Source organism: Acidithiobacillus sp. (genome assembly GCF_023229925.1).
In the GTDB taxonomy this organism is placed as follows: domain Bacteria; phylum Pseudomonadota; class Gammaproteobacteria; order Acidithiobacillales; family Acidithiobacillaceae; genus Acidithiobacillus.
In genome coordinates, this window is record NZ_JALNYM010000004.1 from 1 (window position 1) to 21,208 (window position 21,208).

General features: G+C 55.8%; 22 protein-coding genes and 2 tRNA genes. 11 read left to right on the top strand and 13 right to left on the bottom strand.

Annotation, left to right across the window (positions count from 1 at the left end; genetic code table 11):
• The coding region (locus M0P56_RS11485; protein ID WP_291510165.1) for a LysR family transcriptional regulator at positions 1-920 on the top strand (920 nt) is incomplete at its 5' end.
• A gap of 192 nt (positions 921-1,112) precedes the next feature.
• On the opposite strand, the gene mgtA is transcribed toward M0P56_RS11485, so the two are convergent.
• Positions 1,113-3,644 (bottom strand): magnesium-translocating P-type ATPase, encoded by a 2,532-nt coding sequence (gene mgtA / locus M0P56_RS11490; protein WP_291510166.1) that lies wholly within the window; start codon positions 3,642-3,644, stop codon positions 1,113-1,115.
• A gap of 406 nt (positions 3,645-4,050) precedes the next feature.
• On the opposite strand from mgtA, the gene M0P56_RS11495 reads away from it, so the two are divergent.
• A complete protein-coding gene (locus tag M0P56_RS11495; protein WP_291510167.1) occupies positions 4,051-4,356 on the top strand; it encodes an HU family DNA-binding protein in 306 nt (101 codons plus the stop codon).
• A gap of 9 nt (positions 4,357-4,365) precedes the next feature.
• Here M0P56_RS11495 and M0P56_RS11500 read toward each other — a convergent pair whose 3' ends face one another.
• The 4 genes from M0P56_RS11500 to M0P56_RS11515 form a co-directional block, all read right to left on the bottom strand.
• Positions 4,366-5,889, bottom strand: a complete 1,524-nt coding sequence (locus M0P56_RS11500) for a D-arabinono-1,4-lactone oxidase (RefSeq protein ID WP_291510168.1) — start codon at positions 5,887-5,889, stop codon at positions 4,366-4,368.
• A 108-nt stretch (positions 5,890-5,997) separates the two neighbouring features.
• The gene (locus M0P56_RS11505) at positions 5,998-6,327 is read right to left on the bottom strand and encodes a hypothetical protein (protein ID WP_291510169.1); all 330 of its coding nucleotides are present in this window, start codon (positions 6,325-6,327) and stop codon (positions 5,998-6,000) included.
• Positions 6,328-6,593: 266 nt separating this feature from the next.
• Positions 6,594-7,148, bottom strand: coding sequence for an acyl-homoserine-lactone synthase (locus tag M0P56_RS11510; RefSeq protein WP_291510170.1), 555 nt, complete (start codon positions 7,146-7,148; stop codon positions 6,594-6,596).
• A gap of 72 nt (positions 7,149-7,220) precedes the next feature.
• Positions 7,221-7,670: a DUF4902 domain-containing protein gene (locus M0P56_RS11515; protein WP_291510171.1), complete on the bottom strand. Its 450-nt coding sequence runs from the start codon at positions 7,668-7,670 to the stop codon at positions 7,221-7,223.
• Positions 7,671-8,055: 385 nt separating this feature from the next.
• On the opposite strand from M0P56_RS11515, the gene M0P56_RS11520 reads away from it, so the two are divergent.
• A complete protein-coding gene (locus M0P56_RS11520; RefSeq protein ID WP_291510172.1) occupies positions 8,056-8,769 on the top strand; it encodes an autoinducer binding domain-containing protein in 714 nt (237 codons plus the stop codon).
• 110 nt (positions 8,770-8,879) lie between these two features.
• Here M0P56_RS11520 and M0P56_RS11525 read toward each other — a convergent pair.
• The 8 genes from M0P56_RS11525 to orn all read right to left on the bottom strand — a co-directional run bounded on the left by M0P56_RS11525 (position 8,880) and on the right by orn (position 15,039).
• Positions 8,880-8,956: transfer RNA gene (locus tag M0P56_RS11525), tRNA-Pro, on the bottom strand.
• Between the two features lie 34 nt (positions 8,957-8,990).
• Positions 8,991-9,353 carry a YtxH domain-containing protein gene (locus M0P56_RS11530; RefSeq protein ID WP_291510173.1) on the bottom strand — a complete coding sequence of 121 codons (363 nt, stop codon included), beginning with the start codon at positions 9,351-9,353 and terminating at the stop codon, positions 8,991-8,993.
• 15 nt (positions 9,354-9,368) lie between these two features.
• Positions 9,369-11,000 (bottom strand): alpha-D-glucose phosphate-specific phosphoglucomutase, encoded by a 1,632-nt coding sequence (locus tag M0P56_RS11535; protein WP_291510174.1) that lies wholly within the window; start codon positions 10,998-11,000, stop codon positions 9,369-9,371.
• A gap of 8 nt (positions 11,001-11,008) precedes the next feature.
• Positions 11,009-11,278 (bottom strand): hypothetical protein, encoded by a 270-nt coding sequence (locus M0P56_RS11540; protein ID WP_291510175.1) that lies wholly within the window; start codon positions 11,276-11,278, stop codon positions 11,009-11,011.
• Between the two features lie 42 nt (positions 11,279-11,320).
• Positions 11,321-12,226, bottom strand: coding sequence for a diiron oxygenase (locus M0P56_RS11545; RefSeq protein ID WP_291510176.1), 906 nt, complete (start codon positions 12,224-12,226; stop codon positions 11,321-11,323).
• A 6-nt stretch (positions 12,227-12,232) separates the two neighbouring features.
• A complete protein-coding gene (locus M0P56_RS11550) occupies positions 12,233-13,195 on the bottom strand; it encodes an SDR family oxidoreductase (protein WP_291510177.1) in 963 nt (320 codons plus the stop codon).
• Positions 13,195-14,298 (bottom strand): LLM class flavin-dependent oxidoreductase, encoded by a 1,104-nt coding sequence (locus M0P56_RS11555; protein WP_291510178.1) that lies wholly within the window; start codon positions 14,296-14,298, stop codon positions 13,195-13,197. Before M0P56_RS11555 ends, M0P56_RS11550 begins: the two co-directional genes overlap by 1 nt.
• A 156-nt stretch (positions 14,299-14,454) precedes the next feature.
• The gene (gene orn / locus M0P56_RS11560) at positions 14,455-15,039 is read right to left on the bottom strand and encodes an oligoribonuclease (RefSeq protein ID WP_291510179.1); all 585 of its coding nucleotides are present in this window, start codon (positions 15,037-15,039) and stop codon (positions 14,455-14,457) included.
• A gap of 575 nt (positions 15,040-15,614) precedes the next feature.
• On the opposite strand from orn, the gene M0P56_RS11565 reads away from it, so the two are divergent.
• The 8 genes from M0P56_RS11565 to M0P56_RS11600 all read left to right on the top strand — a co-directional run bounded on the left by M0P56_RS11565 (position 15,615) and on the right by M0P56_RS11600 (position 21,181).
• Positions 15,615-16,298, top strand: coding sequence for a response regulator (locus M0P56_RS11565; protein WP_291510180.1), 684 nt, complete (start codon positions 15,615-15,617; stop codon positions 16,296-16,298).
• Positions 16,295-17,590: an ATP-binding protein gene (locus M0P56_RS11570; RefSeq protein ID WP_291510181.1), complete on the top strand. Its 1,296-nt coding sequence runs from the start codon at positions 16,295-16,297 to the stop codon at positions 17,588-17,590. The genes M0P56_RS11565 and M0P56_RS11570 overlap by 4 nt, the downstream gene beginning before the upstream one ends.
• Positions 17,591-17,677: 87 nt before the next feature.
• The gene (locus tag M0P56_RS11575; protein ID WP_291510182.1) at positions 17,678-18,214 is read left to right on the top strand and encodes a Slp family lipoprotein; all 537 of its coding nucleotides are present in this window, start codon (positions 17,678-17,680) and stop codon (positions 18,212-18,214) included.
• Between the two features lie 65 nt (positions 18,215-18,279).
• Positions 18,280-18,366 (top strand) — tRNA-Leu (locus M0P56_RS11580).
• A 71-nt stretch (positions 18,367-18,437) separates the two neighbouring features.
• The gene (locus M0P56_RS11585) at positions 18,438-18,953 is read left to right on the top strand and encodes a DUF3568 family protein (protein ID WP_291510183.1); all 516 of its coding nucleotides are present in this window, start codon (positions 18,438-18,440) and stop codon (positions 18,951-18,953) included.
• A gap of 265 nt (positions 18,954-19,218) precedes the next feature.
• Positions 19,219-19,902 (top strand): MotA/TolQ/ExbB proton channel family protein, encoded by a 684-nt coding sequence (locus M0P56_RS11590; protein ID WP_291510184.1) that lies wholly within the window; start codon positions 19,219-19,221, stop codon positions 19,900-19,902.
• On the top strand, positions 19,902-20,303 hold the full coding sequence (locus tag M0P56_RS11595) for a biopolymer transporter ExbD (RefSeq protein ID WP_291510185.1): 402 nt from the start codon (positions 19,902-19,904) through the stop codon (positions 20,301-20,303). The genes M0P56_RS11590 and M0P56_RS11595 overlap by 1 nt, the downstream gene beginning before the upstream one ends.
• Before the next feature lie 152 nt (positions 20,304-20,455).
• Positions 20,456-21,181: an energy transducer TonB gene (locus tag M0P56_RS11600; RefSeq protein WP_291510186.1), complete on the top strand. Its 726-nt coding sequence runs from the start codon at positions 20,456-20,458 to the stop codon at positions 21,179-21,181.
• Positions 21,182-21,208 lie beyond the last annotated feature (27 nt).

Consider the following 21,208-nt stretch of genomic DNA (forward strand, 5'->3'; position numbering starts at 1 on the left):
TCATGTCGACTAAAAAAATCGATCCAGAACTACTGTTGGTGTGGGCCCAAGCTGCACGTAAAGGTAACCTGCACGAGGCAGCTGATGCCTTGTTCATGAGTCAGCCTGCGGTATCCCAGCGACTCAAGCAGTTGCAGGATCGTATTGGACACACCTTATATCTACGCAATCACCGCGGGATAACCCCCACGCCAGCGGGGCTGTCCCTATTGCATATCGCTGAGCAGGTAGAGTCGGCCCTGGAAGCCATAAAGTATTTGGGTGATAACGAATCGGGCCGTCTTTACGGTAGCTTGGCTCTGATAGCCAGCCATAGTAATGCTGAAACACTTATTCCTAAAGCCGTTGCAGATTTCAGAAAATTGCATCCAGATGTCAGTTTTCGTCTCACGACAACAAACAGTCGGCAGGCCAAGCGCAATCGCAATCAGGCAGACCTTATTTTCGTGGAGGATGACAAGGCATTAGGCGATACTGGTGGGTGGATTCAGGAAACGCTTATAGAGACTGATATCAGAATTTTGGTACCGGAGAAACATCGCTGGATTGCGTATGGAAAAGCAATTCCGATAAGCTGGTTGAGTGAAGAAGCGTTAATTTGGAGGGAAGAAGGTTCAGGGATCCGTGAGCATGTCATTGATGCTATTTCAAAACATGGCGTACGCCCAGAAATTCGCTATGAGTTTAATGGTCTTGCAGCCATTCGTAATGCGGTAAGCTGTGGCTTGGGAGTGAGTTTTGTGTCTGGATTAAATGGGATTGACCCCAAATCAGGGGACTGTACACTCCCCATAGATCCGCCAATAAAACATGTGTTATCAGTTATATATAGCGGTGCAAAAAACCATGTTGCGTTGTCTTTTTTATCCCTGCTTAAAAGTCAGTTGGCCAACCGTGGGCCGGACCTGATCCTCTCTTGATGAGGTCGATGGCTTGCTTGTGTAGGGTGTCCAAATAAGATCGAGGTGTTCTCGAACCCTCGGAAATTTTTGCCCTGTGGAATACTTCGGCGCGGCACGGCGTCGGCCAAAACACGGGGTGCTCGTTACCAGGGTTGAGTAGATGCCCCGCCGGACCTCTTACCTGAGACGTATTGGAACTCATCCAGGACGTTACGCCAAGCGTCGGTAAAACCATCTCTTCACCCCTTCCACCGCCATCAGATACACGATGACCATGGCCATAAGTATCGCGAAGAAATCCAATGGCAACGTCACAAATCCCAGTGCGGCGCCTAGTGGGGTCGCAGGCAGTAGGGCCGCCACCGCGACCACGGCTAATGAGGTTCCCGCCAGCACGGGGTGCGGACGGCTGGTCAAGGGATTAAAGCGGGTACGAATGACAAATATTACCAGAACCTGGGTGGCGATGGATTCGATGAACCAGCCGGTGTGGAACATTTCCTCGCCAGCATGGAAAACATGCAACATGACATAAAAAGTGAGGAAGTCGAAAAGCGAACTGATCGGGCCGATCACCATCATGAAGTTGCGAATGAAGGCCATATCCCACTTGTGAGGATGTGATAAATAGCTCTCATCCACGTTGTCCAGCGGGATCGCAACCTCCGAGAGGTCGTAAAGGAAGTTGTTGAGCAGGATCTGTACTGGCAGCATGGGCAAAAAGGGGATGATCAGGGTGGCACCGGCCATACTGAACATGTTCCCAAAATTGGAGCTGGTACCCATCATGATGTACTTCAGCACGTTACCGAAGGTACGCCGCCCTTCTCGAATGCCTTCATACAACACATCGAGGTCGCGTTCGAGCAAGATCATGTCCGCCGCATCCTTGGCTACGTCCACCGCGCTGTCCACGGATATCCCCACATCTGCGGAATGGAGCGAGGGAGCGTCGTTGATGCCGTCGCCGAGAAAGCCCACGACGTGGCTGCGTGCTTTGAGGGCCAGGATGACGCGGTTTTTCTGCGCAGGAGTAACACGGCAAAATAGGTTCGCTTCCTCCACCACCGCCTGCAGGGCGAAGTCGTCCATCTTCTGGATCTCGGCGCCGGTCAGGACCCTGCTCACTGGCAGGCCGATCTGCGCGCAGACGTGGCGGGTGACCAGATCATTGTCACCGGTAACAATCTTCACCGTTACACCGCTTTGGGTCAAATCGCGAACCGCACGCGCGGCGGTTTCCTTTGGGGGATCCAGGAAAGCGGCGAAGCCCGCAAATACCAACTCGGTTTCATCGCTCACCACGGCGTGGGGATGGTCAAGCGGCACACTTCGCCAAGCGATACCCAGCACCCGAAAGCCTTTCTGTCCCAACTCGTCGCACAATGCCCCTGCCCGATCCCGTGTCGGTGTGTCGAATGGGGTTTGGACCCCCTCCACCTCATACGCCACGGCAAGTCGAAGTATGTCCTCGGGAGCGCCCTTCACTACCAAAAGTCGGCTATCGTTTTTTTCCACCAGCACGGAGACCCGCCGCCGCTCGAAGTCGAAGGGTACTTCATCAATTTTTCGCCAGGCACGGACGTTGATTTCCTGATGGGCGAGAATGGCGTCGTCCAGAGGGCTTTTCAGCCCGGTCTCGAAATGACTGTTGAGATAAGCTAATTCCAGCACCCTACCGCTCTCACGCCCCAAGGGATCCACGTGGCGCTCGAGCCGGATGTGCGCTTCGGTGAGCGTTCCCGTCTTGTCCGTGCAGAGCACGTCCATCGATCCCAGATTTTGCACCGACGCCAGGCGTTTGACGATCACCTTTTTCCTGGCCATCCGGATGGCGCCGCGCGCGAGGGTAACCGAAACGATCATCGGTAGGAGTTCCGGCGTGAGCCCCACCGCGAGTGCGACGGCGAACAGAAAGGACTCCAGCAGGGGGCGGTGAAACGCGGTGTTGACGAAAAGCGCGAATAAGGCCAGCAAAACCGTCAGGCGCATGATCAGCATGCCGAATTGGCGTGTGCCCCGTTCGAAGGAAGTCGGGGGTGGCTTGCTGGCCAGGCTGTCGGCGATCTCGCCGAGGGCAGTGCCCAGGCCGGTGCGGCAGACGAGGAGAGTCGCCTTGCCACTGATAACGGAGGTGCCCATGAAGGCCGCATTATCGGCGGTGTCCAGATCTGCTTCCCCGGAAAGCTCGGTCGCATGTTTTTCCACCGGGTACGGCTCACCGGTGAGGAGTGCCTGATTGACAAAAAAATCCCGTGCCTCGATTAGCCGCCCATCTGCGGGGACCGAATCGCCTGCGGTCAGCAGCACCACATCCCCTGGCACCAACTCGAAAATCGGAATGTCGCACGGGCGCCCATCGCGCAAGACGGTGGCGCGCACGGCGACGGATCGCTTGAGCCGCTCGGCCGCCTGCCCAGCGCGGTATTCCTGCACGGTGTCCAGGGCTACGCTCATCACCACCATGGCGCTGATGATCAGGAAACTGGCCTTGTCGCCCGTTACGGCAGAAATCGCGCTGGCGACCAGAAGGATAATGACCAGGGGATTGCGAAAACGGGAGAGAAACAGCCGGAAAAGCGCGCCGCGTCGCGCGGGCCGCAGCGCGTTCGGGCCGAAAGATGCCAGTCGCGAAGCGGTTTCTGCTGTGGTCAAGCCATGAGGGCGGCTATTGAGCGCATGAAAAAGGTTGGGCAAAGGCTGTCGCCAGAAGGCTGCTTCTACTTCCTTGGGCTCAGGCATGGTTCACTTCGCTTTAATTGGTCGGGGCGATAGGATTCGAACTTACGACATCCTGTTCAAAAAGCACCAGGTTAACCACCGTAACATTATGAAATAAAAAAAGAATATCAGATCTTTGCAGCCTCTACAATTTGGCAGTGTGTTGAGTATAACCAATTGTATTATAAATAGGCTATAAAACTGTTATAGAAAAAAACACGTATTTTTCTTCCGACTGGACCACCACCGCAGTACATTCATCTGGAATTGCGGTCGATATGGGGTTGTCGCCGGCAGCGTGCGCTGTGGGTATGGTTTGACGAGGACTGAGATGTGTTCAAATGATCCGGAGGGAACGAAACCTTGAGTCGCCAACATTCTTCGACTAAACCTATAAAGCGTCATTAGCTAACGAAGGAGTATCCCTATGCACAAGCAGGAATTGGTAAATCAGGTCGCTAAGGTGGCAGACGTTTCACAGCAGACGGCGGCGGCGGTCATCAATGCGGTTATTCATGCGGTAACGAACGCTATGGCTGCTGGCGAGAGTGTCAGTTTAGTAGGCTTCGGCTCATTCTCCGTGGCGGACCGCTCCGCGCGGCAGGGGCGCAATCCCGCAACAGGCGTGGCCATTGATATTCCCGCGCGAAAAAGCCCGTCGTTCAAGGCCGGCAAAGGGCTGAAGGACGCGGTTAGGGATAATCGTCTAAGCTCCCCACCTTCCTACTCGTAAGGCCTCCCGTCAACGCGAGAAGAGATTTTGATGCTCGAAAAATGCGTTCATGAAAGCGCCCTCGGGATCGAGCTTCTGGCGCAGCGTATTGAAGGCGCGCAGATTCTCCGCCGGATAAAGATCGTGCATCATTATCGTCGGCTGCACGTACTGCCAGTTCTTGGCCCAGTGCGGCCGCCCCTTGCCGTCCTTGATCCACTTCGGCACCACCTCCTCGATCATGGCCATGTGTGCTTTCATCGCGTGGGAACGCTTCCCCGGATCCGGTTCATCCTTGGGATATGCGCTCAGTATCTCGATCCAGCACACGCGGTCCTCCGGGTTGGCCGAGTACGCCGGAGACAGTAGAGACTGGCTCGCCTTGGTAAACCGCGCATGCAGGCAGGTCGTCAGCGGAAAGTTCCCCTGCTCCTTGTAGGCATAGTTCAACGCCGCATACCACGCTTCGACGACGTTACGAAGCTCCCACGTGCCGTCCGCCTTGACCGGGATCGGGATCGCCACCTCCAGATCAAGGATGGGAAACGCCTGGTCCGCATAGAAGAAGACGCGCGGCGCCTCCGCCACAAAGCCGTGCTTGTCTTCAATTGCCTTGCAGCGATCGCGGATCGTGTTCCAGGTCAGCGGAAGCAGGATGTTCCAGATGATCGGGTTCTCGGCGGTCCAGCTCATCACCGCCGACGCGTATTTGTCGATCCAACCGTCGGGCCGCAACGGAATGTCGCGCATCTCGGTATCCGTCCGGTTGAACTTCTTCACCCAGATGCTGCCGTCGAAGCCACTGCCGGGAAACCAGAACAGCTCGATGTACTCGTTGCCGACCAGCAACTTGTGCAGGTTTACGGTGCTGATCTCGCCGCCCGTCTTCGAAGGATTCGGCCCGACGATATTCTCCGTTGGCACCACAATCTCTTCGTCCAGCAGCTTGAAGACCGGCTCTACCCGCAGCGTCACCCGAGTGATAATGCCCAGCAGCCCCAGGCTCACCCGCGCCGCCGGCATGTCGTTGGGCGTGGTCGCGTCAGAGAACACGTGCACCTCACCGTCGGCAGCGACGAACTCGATCTCGGTGATGAAGTCTGACACCGTCTTCTCGTGCCACCCGGTGCCGTGACACCCCGCAGCCAGAAAGCCCACCGCGTTGATCGAGGCCAGTGCCCCTGTGCTCGGCATGTACATGCGCGGTAGTGGAGAGTCGCGCGTCATGAGCGCATCGCGCACCTCGCTCCATCGCGCCGACGGAAGGATGCTCACAAAGTCCTGCCCGTCCTTCTGCCACCGCCACGCCTTGCGTCCGCCCTCCATGTAGTTCGACAGGTCCACCAGCGTCTGCCCGTTGGCCACCACCAGCGGGCTGAAGGAGTGCCCCGTGCCGAAGCTACGGATCTTGTTGCCGTTGCGGTTGCGCACCAACTCCTGCACCTCTTTCAGGCTGACTGGTTTCAGAATCTCCTCGGGCAGTGACGATAGATTGCCAGCCCAGTTGCGCCACGTCGTACCGTCGCCGCCGTCGATATGGATTGAGTCACTCATGATGTACGCTCTCCTTGCCGGCTCCAGCAAGCCGAACCGTCCATGGAACCACTCGATTGCTACTACAAAACCGCCCGCGCCCGAGATCGCAGGGAAAAAACCCGAAGGTCAATCGACGTTGATCAGTCCCAGCGTATTGCTTAGCGTCGTGCCCGTGATCGTGTAGTTGGCCTTCACCTTGCTGCCCTGCTCGAAGATGAAGGACTGGCGAGCCTCGTTGTCCGTTCCCCAGACCACAAAGACGTATAGTGAGATTATCGATCCATTCGGAACGCCCAGGGCACCCGGATCAATGTCATTTGTTTGCCCTAGGAGAATGTCTCCCGTCGAGCCCGAAAGATGCTTCTCGCCGTTGTCGTCGATATACGCGACCTGCCCGCGAGCCACGAAGCCGCCGCCGTTGTGAAGGCTGAGTTTGCCAATTTTCTGAATTGCCATGTTCGATACTCCTCTTCTCGTGATGATTGACAGAAAAGCTACCGGCAGATCCGTTTCGATCCCCCGCTCCTCTCCGCTGACTCTACAGAGACGCGCCGAGTTCAGCCCTGTCGCAAAGACCGGCACGCATGGCTAAAAACGATCGCGAGTGCTTTGATTAACGCATTGAAGTTAATTAGAAATATGCTGCTATCGAAGGTAAAACAATTGCTGCCAGATGCGGCTCGATATCTCTTGAACTTATCCAGCACGTTTTGACTTGCGGGCTACTCCAGATCAATCCAGCATGCGAATGTCGGATGTCCACTTATAATCACTGGCGGACCCGCTCTGTGTGAATTGAAGCCAGATCGCAACAGCAGCCTTTCAATTCCTAGGGGAGATACAGTAATTAGCCGCTTTGCACCCTGGGCCACTGCGCAGGAAATTGACTCTTCCAGCAATTGCCTTGCGATTGGCGATGAAACCTGGCTTGACGACACGTTTCTTTTGTTGATATCGAGTGCCGCAAATCTTGAAAGTTCCCATACATCTGGTGAACATGGAGGATTAAGACCGTTGTACAGTTGCGGGAAAACCTCACCAAGGAGATAAGGTTTTGTGGTTGGAAGCAGCCTTGCGCACCCTACTATATGGCCATCATCTTCTTCTGCAACGATATAAATTGTGTCGTTGCGGTCAAACTGGTCCATTTCTAATCCGCTTTCCGATCTAAGGTCTTCCCATCCCAGACGCTCGACGAATACCTGATGGCGATATTCTGCCAGTCTTTTGTACTGATTTTGGAGAAAATTTTCGGACCAGTTAGATACAAGCCGCATATATCCTCGCAAACGTGCCTGAATTCGGATGAGAAAATAGCAGGCCCAGTGTTGAGGAAATACTGTCAGATCTTACAGGTAACGGTATCTTTCTGTAACATATTGATGCACTACGATTTTCCAATCTGTCACGTCAATTATTGATCCAAGTATTTCTCTTGTATCTCTTCTCCCAATGTCTATATAGTGGCTATTAATCATCATGATGTTGCTTCGCGCTTCACCTGTCCTCACATAACCCAGCCGTTCTGATATGACATCCAGCTCCCAGTCCCAACCCAGAGAAATATAAGGAATGTCATTGCTCACCCATTCAGTATATCCGGTAATACGGGTTCTACTTGTACCGCCATTCCTGCTTTCATTTTCCTCCTGATCTAGGCCGGATATCATATGTTTCAGCTGGACATCCACCATCGCCTCTGGTGTCAGACGGATATAGCCGTCCTGTGAAATCACCCTATTTTCACCTATCATCTGCTTCATCCCGTACTTTCCCTTGGAATACATTTGTTCTTCCATTTATTAAAAGTCAAGGTTATACAAATCACCCTGCTTGTGACAATGTCAACCATGACAGGAGGTTACAAAAGAGTTTCTGTTGTTTCCCGTTGGCGGCTAAGGAAATGGGGTAAGACTCTCCCCACTATCCAGTGTATGGTATCTGGAAAGGATACGGATGGGTGACAATTTGTACTGCTATCAAAACGGGTAACCCCATCGCTGGTAACGGCAGTCTCTACCGCGACCCGCTCACCTGAGGTCTTGAGTAATCCCTGATCTCACACCTGATCCAGAATGGGTCATGCAGTTTTTCAATAATCCTCTAATTAACCTTGGCAGCGGGGAGAGCCATAGCCCCAGACGGGATTGGCTTTGCGAAATTAGAATGTTAGGAAATTGTGCTATGAATTCTTTCTGGAAAAAGGACCTGCTGCAGGCGCTTGAGCAGGCTACTACCGAATCGCAGATCATGAAGGAACTCGTGCCCATCGCTCACGCACTGGGGTTTGATTACTGCGCCTATGGTTTATCTGCGCCGCTCCCGCTTACGCGGCCGAAAACCATGATCTTCAGCAACTATCCATCAGCCTGGCAGCAACAATATAAGCTAAAGAATTACTACTGTATTGATCCCACAGTACAGCGCGCGAAACGGACAGTTTCGCCGGTCATCTGGTCCGAAGAGGTTTTTGCGGCTACCCCGGAATTTTGGGAAGAGGCCCGTTCGTTCGGATTGGTAGCTGGCCTGGCGCAACCTTCCATCGGAGTAAACGGGATCGGAAGCCTCCTCACGCTTGCAAGATCCGGAGAAAATGTGTCTGCCATCGAATGGGAAAGCAAAGCCATGGAGATCATGTGGTTGTCGCAAATGGCACTGGGTGCCTTATCGCACGTCGCCTTGGAAAAATTCCAACCGGAGACGGAAATCCAGTTATCTGACCGGGAGGTAGAAGTGCTCCGCTGGACAGGTGATGGAAAGACCGCTGGTGAAGTTGCAGGCATATTAGGTATTACTGAACGGACAGTTAATTTCCATATAAGTAATGCTATAAGTAAGTTGCGGGTTAACAACAAGACTGTAGCGGTTCTACGTGCTGCCATGCTCGGTATTCTCTAAGGCTGAACCTTAGACATGCGAGCGCCGGGACCGGTCTACTGATGCGGTGCATTCTGACAGGAGTACTGAGGAAGATGCGACACAACCCCTGTCGTGCAGACATCTAAGATTGGTCGGGGCGATAGGATTCGAACCTACGACATCCTGCTCCCAAAGCAGGCGCGCTACCAAGCTGCGCTACGCCCCGTCGCCGCAGAGAATAGCCGCTCCCCCCGCCGCGGTCAATCTAAACGAGAAAGACGGCGCCGCAAACGGTCCAGTTCCCCACGCGCAAGACCAATACCATCATTCAAGCGTTGGCGCTCCCTGTCGCTGAGTTCCTTACCCTTCTGCACCAGCTCCTCGCTATAAATGGCGATGGTGTCGAGCAGTTCCTCAACCCGTTCATTCATCCGCTCGCGCGAGGCAACGACACGATCCCAGGCCCGATTAGCCTGATGCCGCAATTGTTCGCGGGTGCGATCACCCGTTTGTGGGGCAAAGAGCAAGGCGGTGACTGCGCCGGCCACCGCGCCTGCCACCAAGGCGATCCCCAGGGCGCTGTAGCCAATGCCATTATCGCTATCGCTTTCATAATTCATCATGATCGGACTCCTTCATCAGGTGATAACAGTGGGGGCCTTGCGACCCGTGAGGGTTTCTATTCGGGTGAGATTCCTGCCGAGCTGAATCAGGTCGCGCAAGGCGCGCTGCGGGTCTTGTTGCTGACGCTGCGGGTCCTTTTCCAGATGCTCGTGATAAATACGCAATGTGGCGCCTTCGGTTCCCGTGCCCGACAGGCGGAATATCAGCCGGGCGCCATCGGCAAAGAGCAGGCGCAGGCCCTGATGCGCACTGACACTGCCATCGATGGGATCCGCATAGGTAAAATCATCGGCAGTGAGTATCTCACGTCCCGCCAGTGCCTGACCGGGGAGCACCGGTAATTGGGCGGTCATGCTCTGCATGATTTGCTCGCCCGTTTCCGTCGGGAGCCCTTCGTAATCATGACGGGTGTAGTAATGACGCCCAAACCGCTGCCAATGCTGGGTGACGATGTCGGCCACGGATTGCCCGGTATGTGCGATCACTGAGAGCCAGGCCAGTATCGCCCAGAGTCCGTCCTTTTCACGGATATGGTCCGACCCGGTGCCGAAGCTCTCCTCACCACAAAAGGTGATTTTGCCCGCATCCAGCAGATGGCCAAAAAATTTCCAGCCGGTGGGCGTTTCATAGTGCGCAATACCCAGGGCCTCAGCGACCACATCCGCGGCCTGGCTGGTGGGCATGGAGCGCGCGACGCCCTTCAGTCCTTGGCGGTAGGCGGGGATCGCGGTGGCGTGGGCTGCGAGCACTGCCAGCGAATCACTAGGCGTCACAAAAAAGCGGCGTCCCAGGACCATGTTACGGTCGCCATCACCATCGGATGCAGCGCCAAAGTCGGGTGCGTTCTCCGCGAACAGGTGATCGGCCAGGGGCTTGGCATAAACCAGATTTGGATCGGGATGGCCGCCCCCAAAATCCATGAGCGGGATACCATTGACCACTGTGCCCACCGGTGCCCCCAGACGCTTTTCAAAAATCTCGTGGGCATAGGGACCGGTAATGGCGTGCATCGCATCAAAACGCATCTGGAAGGGCCCCTGCAAGAGCCGTCCCAGCGCGTCAAAATCAAAAATGCGGGCCATCAGTTCTGCATACTCGGCTACCGGGTCGCAGACTTCTACCTGCATCTCACCCAGCAAAAACTTCCCATCATGGTCGATATCGACATCCGTGCTCTCCAGAATCTGATAATCCTGGATGGATTTACTGGCAGCCCAGATGGCATCGGTGATCTTTTCCGACGCGGGTCCGCCGTTGGCTGTGTTGTACTTGATGCCAAAATCGTGGTCAGGCCCCCCGGCATTATGGGAGGCGCTGAGGATGATACCGCCGTGAGCGTTCCGCGCGCGGATGACTGTGGAAACGGCCGGTGTAGAGAAGAGCCCGCCCCGTCCGACAATGACTTTGCCCCAGCCATTCGCTGCAGCCATCCGGAGGATGATCTGTATGGCTTCACGGTTATAAAAACGTCCGTCGCCACCGAGAACAAGGGTTTCCCCAGCGCGATCAGGAATGGCATTGAAGATGGATTGAACAAAATTCTCGAGATAATGCGGCTGCTGGAAAACCTTGACCTTTTTACGCAACCCTGAGGTGCCGGGGCGTTGATCGGCGAAGGGCTGAGTTGCAATCTGCAATGCCGCCATGGCACACCTCAGGAGTCGAGTGGAACGTCAATAATAGTGGTTTCCCGACCAGCATCGGTACGAATCCAGACGGTATACCCGCTTACCTGCCAGGTACTGACGACCGCCCCGCCGTCGCGAATGGCCTTTTCACTGGCTTCAATTAAGTCTTCTTCCATAGCCTCACCCCACTCGCCCAGGACGTGATGACGGAGCAGTTCTTGCGGATCAATTTCTCCAGATTCGAAGATGGCTTGCGCGTCGGGGGAGACGAGGATAGTTCCAGGATGGAATCGCATTTTATTCTCCATAACTTTCAAACTATAGCAGGAAACGGCCGTTCACAAGGCAAAGCCTTGCGTACGCAGAAAATCGCGACTGGGTGCTGCACACTGATTCATAAGGTTAATACGATGTGGGTTGCGGCGCACGCGGCGCGCCCAAATCCGTGGATCGCTCAGCCCTGCCGCCGCATAGACCTGTTCGCTTGGAAAGAAACTGGTCCGCAAAAACTGGCGAAACACCTCGCGCAAAACCGGGCTGATGAAACGTTTTTTCGCGCGGCCCATGACCTGACTGCGCATCTGAATGGTGGTGCGGGCAAAAGCCATGTGACGCGCTTCCTCGCGCATATGGATGTGGGTAATGGCCAGCACCGCTGCGGGCAGATCCTTATGCGCAAAGATCAGCCGATTCATGCGGTCTGGCACATTCTCACCAATTAGAATGGTTGCCCAGAAAGCCGCGGAGCCTTCAGGTGCGTAACGGGCGAAAAGACGAGCCAGGGGCGGGCGCTTACTCAAGGGGGTCATAAATGGGAGTTGCGAGCGTTGCTGTAATTCCAGAAACATGAGGCTGTGTCCCACTTCTTCCCGCAGTTCATGAAGCTGATAATGGTAGCTGACCGGATCGCGGTACATCACCTGTAGCGAGTTGGCACCCAGGCGCTGGATAAAGAGGGCCTCCAGCCATAGACCCAGCTCGCAGAAGGAGACGAATTCGACCTGGGAAAGGCGGATACGTTCGTCCTGACTCAGTTGCGCATATTCGGGCAATCCGTACAGTGATAGCAATTCCTCCGGGAGCCAAGCCGCTTCCGCGTCGAGGCTCTCCCACGGAACCGTCTGGACGGGGTCCCGATAGTTACTGCTGTGCTGGCTAAGCCGATCGACCAAAGCATCATGATGACGCTGAATCTGAGCCGGCGCGGGGATACGTTGGGCGAAGTTCATGAGCCATTCTGCCACGGACGCTCACCCGCTCCAAGGGTGTATTGGGTCCAACCCACCGGCATCGCGTACCTGGGCGATGCTGTGGCGTACATCATAACGGGGGCGCCACCCGAGTGCCTTTTGGGCGTGGGTAATGTCGACAATAAGCGGGTTTTCCAGCACTTGCAGCCAGCCGGGATCGCCGAGGCCGGTACTAAAAGGGCGCAGCCAGGTATGTACGCGGTGCAGTTGCCTGGGGGAGAGCGGCAACTGCCAGCGGCGGGGAATGCTGGACCAGGGGATGGGATCGGGTGCCGCAATATTGAAGATACCACCCTGTCCATAGCTCAGTGCCGCCAGCAGAGCGGTGACCGCATCATCTTCGTGGAGACACTGAATGGGCATGTCCGGGTTGCGTAGACGCAATCCGTAAGGGCTCGTCGCAATATCATTCACCAATGCCTGCCCATGGGGACCGATGATGGCATGCAGGCGCAGGCGGGAGACAACGGTTTTCTTTTGGCTGGTCGTGAACGCATCCAGCCATTGCTCCAGTGCAGCCTTGTCTTCGCTGTAGGCGAACCCTGGCACAGGCCGACAAGGCTGGCTTTCGGCAATGGGGACCGGGTTGTCTGGCCATGCGCCATAAGCCGCCACACTACTGGAGTAGATGACTTGCGGTACACCGGCATTTGCCGCCGCACGGAACAGTTGCCGACTACCATCAAGGTTAATTTGGCGCATCTCCTCACGCCAGCGCCGATGCGGCCCGAGGCGCGGACTCAGCACGAGAAAGGCGAGATGAATCACACAATCCACGCCGGTCAGGTGCTCGACAAGCCGCGGATCGCGGATATCCAAAGGCAGGTAATGCAGGTGTGGATGCCGCATTGCGGGAGCCCGACGATCCAGTGCGATGACCCGGTGAATATCCGGGCGAATGAGTAGGGCGGGAAGCAGAGCCGCTGCCGTATGGCCTGCCGCGCCAGTGACCAGTACCTGCATCAGTGGGGGGATGTGCCGCGCAGGGCAGGTAACACCTCGGCGGCGAGCAAGCGCAACGAGCGCTGGGTGACGTGGCTGGGGACCATCCCAGCACCGACGGCCAAAATCAGGCGATCCACTCCGGCGCGGGCATAGCGGGCCAGTCGCTGGCGGCAGGTAGCCGGGTCGCCAACGACGACCATGCCCATGGTTTCCAGCAGCCGCAAATTGAGGCTACGACGCAGCAGTGGTTCGAGAAAACCAAGACGATGATAGTATTCATAGCTTTCTTTTAGTTGTGCGAGGACCGGCCGTGTTTGGTCCAGCAGCCGCTGGTAATACCAGGTGAAGCCCTCGGCCCAACGACGTGCCTCCGCCGCATCCTCCAGACACAGGCAGCCAATGGTCATGGCAAAACCCGCGTTTTGGCCGGCTCGCAAAGGACCTTCTCCGTGGTGTTGTCGCCAGTTCTTTTTATAGGCACGAAGATCTTGTTTGATGAGGAACCAGGGTTTAAACGGCCCGGAAAGCACGCCGATACCTTCCCGCGCTGCCCATTGGATAGTCGCCGGGCTCACGGCTGCCGTCCACAGCGGTGGATGGGGTTGCTGGAGGGGTTTGGGAAGAATATCCAGCGCATCGAAATGGTAGAGTTTCCCATGATGGCTGAAGGGTCCACCACCCGCCTGGCGAAGGATCTGCAGCCCTTCTTGCATGTGAAGCCTGCTGTCCGCCATTTGGCTGCCAAAAAGTTGATACTCTTTAGGGGAAAAGCCTCGACCGATGCCCATCTCCAGGCGTCCGTGGCTGAGGATATCCAGGGCGGCGGCGCGTTCCGCAACACGGACGGCATGGCTGTAGGGCAGCACGACGACAGCGTGGCCGAGACGCAGGTTCTTGGTGCGCTGGCTGGCCGCCGCGAGGAAGATTTCCGGGCTGCTGGAGTGGGAGTATTCGCGCATGAAATGGTGTTCCACGAGCCATGCGCCGTGGAAACCCAGGGTATCGGCGAGGCTGAATTCATCCAGGGTTTCATGATAAACCTGGGCCTCGCTACGGCCTAGATGGGCCGGGACGGCGAGTTCATAGAAGAGATCAATATCCACTGGCGCTGGCGCCTCCATGATGAGCACTGCATCCACCCCGCCCTAAATTGCTGAACGGCTGCAAATCGCCATCTTAACATTGGAGCAGGCGCGCCGGCACTGGGCCGACGTCGAAACCAGCACGCCCATCATGAGTGGTGATGCCTCTGGAACGGGAAGAAGCAGCAGATGGGTCTATTCAGTTTCTGTGTTTTCAGCCTCGGAGGTTGGTAAAGATGCTTGCGGGAAAAGCCGTTCGCGGTAGTAAGCGATTTCACCAATGGATTCGCGGATGTCGGCCAGTGCTTCGTGGCGCTCGGCTTTAGGGAATTTGGGCAGATGCGGATACCAGCGCGTGGCGAGCTCCTTGATGGTGCTCACATCAATCATCCGGTAGTGAAAGAAACGCTCCAGTCGCGGCATCAGGCGGGCTAAAAAGCGGCGATCCTGACATACGCTGCTACCGCAGATCGGTGAGGTGCCTGCCGTAACATGCTGGTGCAGAAAATCCAAGGTTTGTGTTTCTACTGCAGATGTATCCAGGCGACTATCGCGGACCCTTTGCAAGAGGCCGGAAGCGCCATGGGTACGCTGGTTCCAGTCATCCATAGTTGCGAGTACGAATTCCGGCTGATGCACGGCTAATACCGGACCTTCGCAGAGAATTCGCAGACTGTTGTCCGTGACCAGCGTGGCGATTTCCAGAATCTGATCCTGTTCCGGCCGCAGACCGGTCATTTCCAGGTCAATCCAGATGAGGCGGTGTGATTTGGGGTCCATGCGGCATCCTTGTTGGTCGGGTCGGGCTAGTATACCATCGCTTTCAGGCCAAAAAAAAAGACGGACCAGAGGTCCGTCTAATAGCCGCAAAACAACCGCTACAAAACCCTTTCTCACTAAGTGCCGTGACCTCTGGCTCTTGATGTGATAAACCCGTCGGGCGGTCTCCCCACATCAGAGATTTGGAGCCGCCCCCTCGTCATGGAACCAAGGCTACGCTGCTTTTGTTTCTGAAATATTTCCTGTTCAAAATAATTTTCGGGGTGAGGGTCGCTTCGATTCTGGTTGACGCCCAGGCCCGTGGGACAAAAAAAGACGGGCCGGAAGCCCGTCTAATAGCCGCAAAACAACCGCTACAAAACCTATGCTGCAACCCGCGCGCCTTGAATAGGCTGGTTGATACCGGGCTGCCTGATCTTTTCGCTCCACTCTATCTTTTGGTTTGGGTACCGCTACTGCCTATGGTGTTACAATGGACCCGTCATATTTCGAGTATATTTCCGGAGAACGCTTTTTTGCAGGTTCGATCTGTCTGCATGTAGCGGCAACTGTTTTCAGGATATTGCGAGGCTAGGATGGCGGTTGTTTTAATAGTGGATGATGATCAGCGGCTTGCGGCGATGTTACGGGAGTTTCTCCAGGCCCAGGGCTTCGCGGTGCTATTGGCGGCCAACGGGCAGCAGATGCGTCAGCAACTGGCGGCAGGGCCGGTGGATGTGATGGTGCTCGACTGGATGTTGCCGGGACAGGATGGCATCAGCCTCGCCAAGGATCTGCGCAGGAAGGATGGAGGGCCTCCGATTCTTATGCTCTCGGCCCGTGGCGAGGATGAAGAGCGTATTCTTGGGCTGGAAAGTGGTGTCGACGATTACCTGGCTAAGCCTTTTAATGCCCGGGAGTTGCTGGCGCGTCTCCGGGCCTTGTTACGCCGCAGCGGAAAAAATGAAGGCGGCGAAAAACTCTACTTTGGTGATTTTCATTTGCATATGGCCGAGCGACGGCTCTATCGCGGTGATGCGGAGGTTGATGTGAATCCCGCGGAAATGGACCTGCTGCTGGTCTTTGCGCAGCGCCCACGGCGCATCCTGAGTCGCGACCTATTGCTGCACTTATTAGGTGGTGAAGGGGACGGGCGTTTTGATCGGAGCATCGATGTACGGGTGACCCGTCTGCGCAAAATCATTGAAGAAAATCCCCGGCAACCGCGCTTTTTGCAGACAGAGCGTGGCGCTGGGTATCGGTTCATGCCTGTCCCATGAGTTTGTGGCGCGGACGCAGCCTGTTTTCACAAACGGCCTGGACCTTAGGGCTGGGCATTGTTGTTCTGCAAATTCTGACCTTGGTGATCATTGTAGCTACGGTGCTATATCCGCTGGCCGAGCGCTCGGCGGAGGACTTGGCAGGTTTGATTGTGATCAGTGCGAAAACCTATGCCGAACTGTCTCCGCAAGAGCGCCCCGCTTTTTTAGCCAGCCTGCGGGCTGATAATGGGGTAGAAATTGCCGCGCATCTCGATCGTTCTATAAAGCATACCCATGGACATATATACGGCTGGTTGCTTAGTCGTGCGCTGGCCAGACGCTTAGGAGAATCCGTGCGGGTGGATGTTTTGGGCGGGAGCGTGCGTACGTTTTGGGTGCCGGTTACTGTTTCTGGACAAACGGTTTGGGTACATTTTGACCGAGGGCGGTTGGCCTCGTCTCTGCCCATCGCGATGATTTTTGTGCTGGTTTTTTCAACACTCGCACTGTTGGTGCTGACGATGATTCTGGTACGCCGGGTATTACGGCCTCTCGGGGTGATTTCAGAGGCATTGCGTGGATCGTTAAAGGCACCGTTGCCGAGTTTGCCGCGTGGCGGTGCTTATGAATTCCAGAATATCCTCAATATTTTCGCTAACCTGCGGACCCGTTTGCAGGCGATGATTAATCATCAGTCGTTGTTGCTGACCGGGATTTCCCACGATCTGCGTTCACCGCTGGCGCGCCTGCGTATGGCTTGGGAGTTGTTGCCGGAGACTACGCCGCAGCGTCTTCGGGACGGCATGCTGCAGGATATGGAGCGGATGGATGAGCTGCTGGCCCAATCTCTTGCGCTGGGTCGCGGTATGGCAGCGAAGGTGGCGGATTTTGATCTGATGGTATTGCTGGCCGAAGTGGGCGCGGATTTCCAGCGGGAGGGCGGTCACTGGGAGGCCACATTACCGCGTCGTTATCCCTTCCGGGGAGACCGGGAGGCTTTGCGCCGTCTGTTGTCCAATCTGCTGGATAATGCCTTGCGCTATGGTGGCGGGAGGGTGACGGCAGAGTTTCAGAAAACACCGGGGCATTTCCTGTTACGTCTATGCGATGCGGGCTCGGGGATCCCGGAGGTAGATTTGGAGAAAGTTTTTGAACCGTTCATTCGTCTGGATGACGCGCGAGGGCATAGTGAGGGCAGTGGCCTTGGTCTGGCGATTGCCCGTCAGTTGGCAGAAGCGCAGGGGATGCGCCTGCGCCTATTCAATTCCGCAGGAGGCGGGCTGTGTGCGGAGTTGTCCTGGGCCGCGTAGTGTTCCGCAAGTACTTGGGTCGGTACCGTAATGTGCTCCTGAAGATGGTCTATACTGTGAACGGTGGCGATGCTGCGGGAGGGGGCAATGAACATATTGAAGGCATTGACGGCTGTGATTGTGGCGATAGTCTTGGGGGGGTGCGAAACAGTTACGCCGGTGAGTGGGCAGTTTCCGCCCATTACGCCGCATCAGGCGCAGGCAGGTGCAGAAGGCGGAAAGCTGGTGCGCTGGGGGGGGACGCTGATTCAGGCCCAGCCAAAGGCTCAGGAGACGTGTTTTACAGTAATGGCGCTACCACTGCGTCAGGATGGGCGGCCCTATCTTGGTCAGAAAAGGTTCGATGAAGGGCGATTTATTGCTTGTGCTCCAGGGTTCTACGACCCCGTGCTCTACGCGGCGGGACGAGAGATTACCTTTGTGGGTACAGTGACAGGGGTGCATGTGGAAAAGATTGGAGGATACGAGTATCCCTACCCAAATCTGCAAGCCAGCACCGTGTATTTGTGGCCGGTGGAAGAACCTGAACCAACCACGAGTACGGTCTTTATCAACGGAGGCTGGTATGGCGGACCTTGGGGGCCTTGGGGTTGGTGGGGGGGGCCGGGCTGGGGATGGCGTTAATCCCTGATGGTCTGCCCGGTCTTGCTTAGGGCGGGCAGATTACTTATTATGCTTTCTGGTATTTTGCCGGGATGGCGGAACTGGTAGACGCGCCGGACTCAAAATCCGGTGGTGGTGACATCGTGTCGGTTCGAGTCCGACTCTCGGTACCAAAAAACTGAAGAAGCCCGGTTCTGCCGGGTTTTTTTGTAGCCGTTTTCTTTCACGGAGCTAGGGGGTTGGCATGGCGATGCGGCGGCGGTTGACGTGGTTGGCGGTGGCGGCAAGTGCGGTGGTGACGCTGCCGCTTGGCGGATGTGTGGCGCTCGTTGCAGCTGGAGCTGGTGGCGGGGCGGTAGCTTATGTGGAGAACGGCGGGGTTGCCAATTTCTACGCGTTTTACCCGACCTCGGCGAATCAGGTCAGTGCGGCGTCACGGGCGGCATTCAGGGAAATGGGCATTCGCTATAACGGTGAAATCCGCAAGCGTCCTTCTGAGTATTTGATAGAAGGTACTACCCAGGAGGGACAGACGGTCAAGGTGACGCTGACGTCGATGGCGACGGATGTTACCAAGGCCAATATCCGCATTGGGACTTTTGGCGACAAGCCAATGTCTTTGCAATTCCAAAAACTTCTTTCGCAGCGGTTGGGGATGACTGCCAGTGCTGAAGCTCCGGCGGGAGCGGTGTTGCCCCCAACCGGCAGCCAGTCGACGGCACCGCAGCAGCCTCAACAACAAACCATTCCACTGCAGTGACCCCCTTGGGGTGGGCCCGCTTTTCCGGGGCACTTATTCTGATTTTGGCGGAAGCATCGAATGGGCTTGCTCGGCGGTGTGCATCCAGATCGGACTTTGCGCCGGAAAGGCGGGAGCTGTGGAGTATCTATAAACGTGCATGGGTTTGATTGTCGCCTGAGCTTGCCTTAGAAAAATGCCATTCATGTAAAATTGTCATAAAAGGTTCATAAAACTGTCACATTGATTTGCTATGGTAGCCTCTTCGTTATGAAGAGGGACTTCCATGAACCTGCAATATCTCATTCATCTCGCCAACTATTCAGATGGCGTTCTTTACATACTTGGTATTCTGCTGCTGGTTGAGCTGGCGGTGATGGTAGACCGCTTCTGGTACCTGCGGCGCACCATTCTGCGCGGATTGGTGTTCGTACAGGAGCTGGGCAGCCACGGTCGATTGGATCGTGAAACGCTTAATAAAATGACTGAAAGTGCCGGTGATCTGCCAGAAGCTACTTTGCTGCGAATGGCCGCCTCCCATCATGGTCAGGTCAAGGGTGAGGCCCTTGCCAGCCGTCTCGAAGAAAGCGTGCTGGTGTTGGCGCCGCAACTGGATCGCCGCCTGTGGTTGCTGGACACGATCATCACTTTGGCGCCACTGCTGGGTTTGTTCGGCACGATCATCGGTATGTTCCACGCCTTTTCGGTTCTGGCCGCGCCGGGGCACGCGCCTACGGCGGTCACCGGTGGTGTGGCTGACGCGCTGGTCGCTACGGCAACGGGCCTGTTTATTGCCATGCTCGGTCTAGTGGCCTTCAATGCCTTCAACAATCAAGTGCGGCAGATTCTCCTGCAACTGGATTCCGTAAAAACCATGCTGCTCAATCGGATGGACGGTCAACCCATGATGACGCCGGACAACAGTGACAAGCAGCGCAGTGAAGTGTTGTCCGTGGCGAGGGCCAGTTGATGGAGCGCCGTTACTTCGAGCAGAAGAAGGGGCGGGTGGAGATCATCCCAATGATCGACATCATGCTCTTCCTGCTGGTGTTTTTTATCATGATCACGCTGCAAATGATCCCCGATAAGGGGCTGAATTTGCAGCTTCCTGCCTCCAGTCAGGCGCAGCAGCTTCCGCGTCCGCACTACACCATCAATATTGATAAGGATGGATCGGTGAATGTGAAAGGTCATCACTATGATCTCGATGACCTGCAGAAAATGCTCGCCGCTGATGGGGATCCCAGTAAGACCCAGATCACCATCGCTGCCGACAAGGGGGTGCCCTTTCAAGACTTCGTCCATGTGATGGACCGTTGTCAGAAGGCTGGGGTGAGTGATATCGGGATTGCCGCGAAGGCAAGTAGTTAGAAAAAATACCTATTATATCGCATAAGCAACTAGACTGATCGGCGTAAAAAAACTGATTATGAGGGGGTCTTCTCAAAAGATCCCTTTTTCGCACTGGCCGAATTTTTGTCAGGGTTGAACGTCGAAACGTAATTTGATGAGGAAGATAATCGTTGAATACAATTGTCAGTGATCCGTCCTGGGCGCCGCAACGTCCGAAAAAGCCGGAGGGGTACTTCGGGCGCGCCTTGCTGGTCGGCGCTGTGCTGGAGGTGTTGTTAGTGGGTGGATTGATCTGGGTAAGTGGTAATACGCCACCACCTAGGCCGATGGTAAAGAAGATCATCGCCATTCATATGATGCAACCGGCGCCTCCTAAACCCAAGCCGGTGCCACCGAAGCCGGTAGTGCATCCGAAGCCTGTGCCTAAGCCGATACCTCGTCCCATTCCGCAGCCGAGGCCGGTAGTGCATCACACGCCTGCGCCCAAGCCGTTGATGGCCAAAACACCGCTGCCTACGGCACCGGTGGTGCCGCCGAGTCTGCCGGTAACCACGCCTCCACCACCACCGCCCCCTCCTGCGCCGAACATGGCTGCACGTGAGGCGGCCGTAGATCAGTACGCTGGTATGGTGCGCGCCCGGGTCCAGGCTGATGCCCATGTACCGGAGGCCGTCCGGCTGATGCATTTGAGTGGCACAGCCGTGATTGCCTTCCGATTGGCGCCGTCGGGTCAACTGCTGTGGGCGAAAATTGCCCAATCCAGTGGTGTGAGGCCAATTGATAAGGCGGCGTTGAAATCGGTAGAAGAGGGTGCTTATCCGCCTTTTACCAAGAATATGCCGAAACATGCCACCAATTTTAATGTGGAAGTGCATTTGTCAAGCCACTCCTCGTAGTGCTGGCGTGGTAGTTTCTGGGTGTTT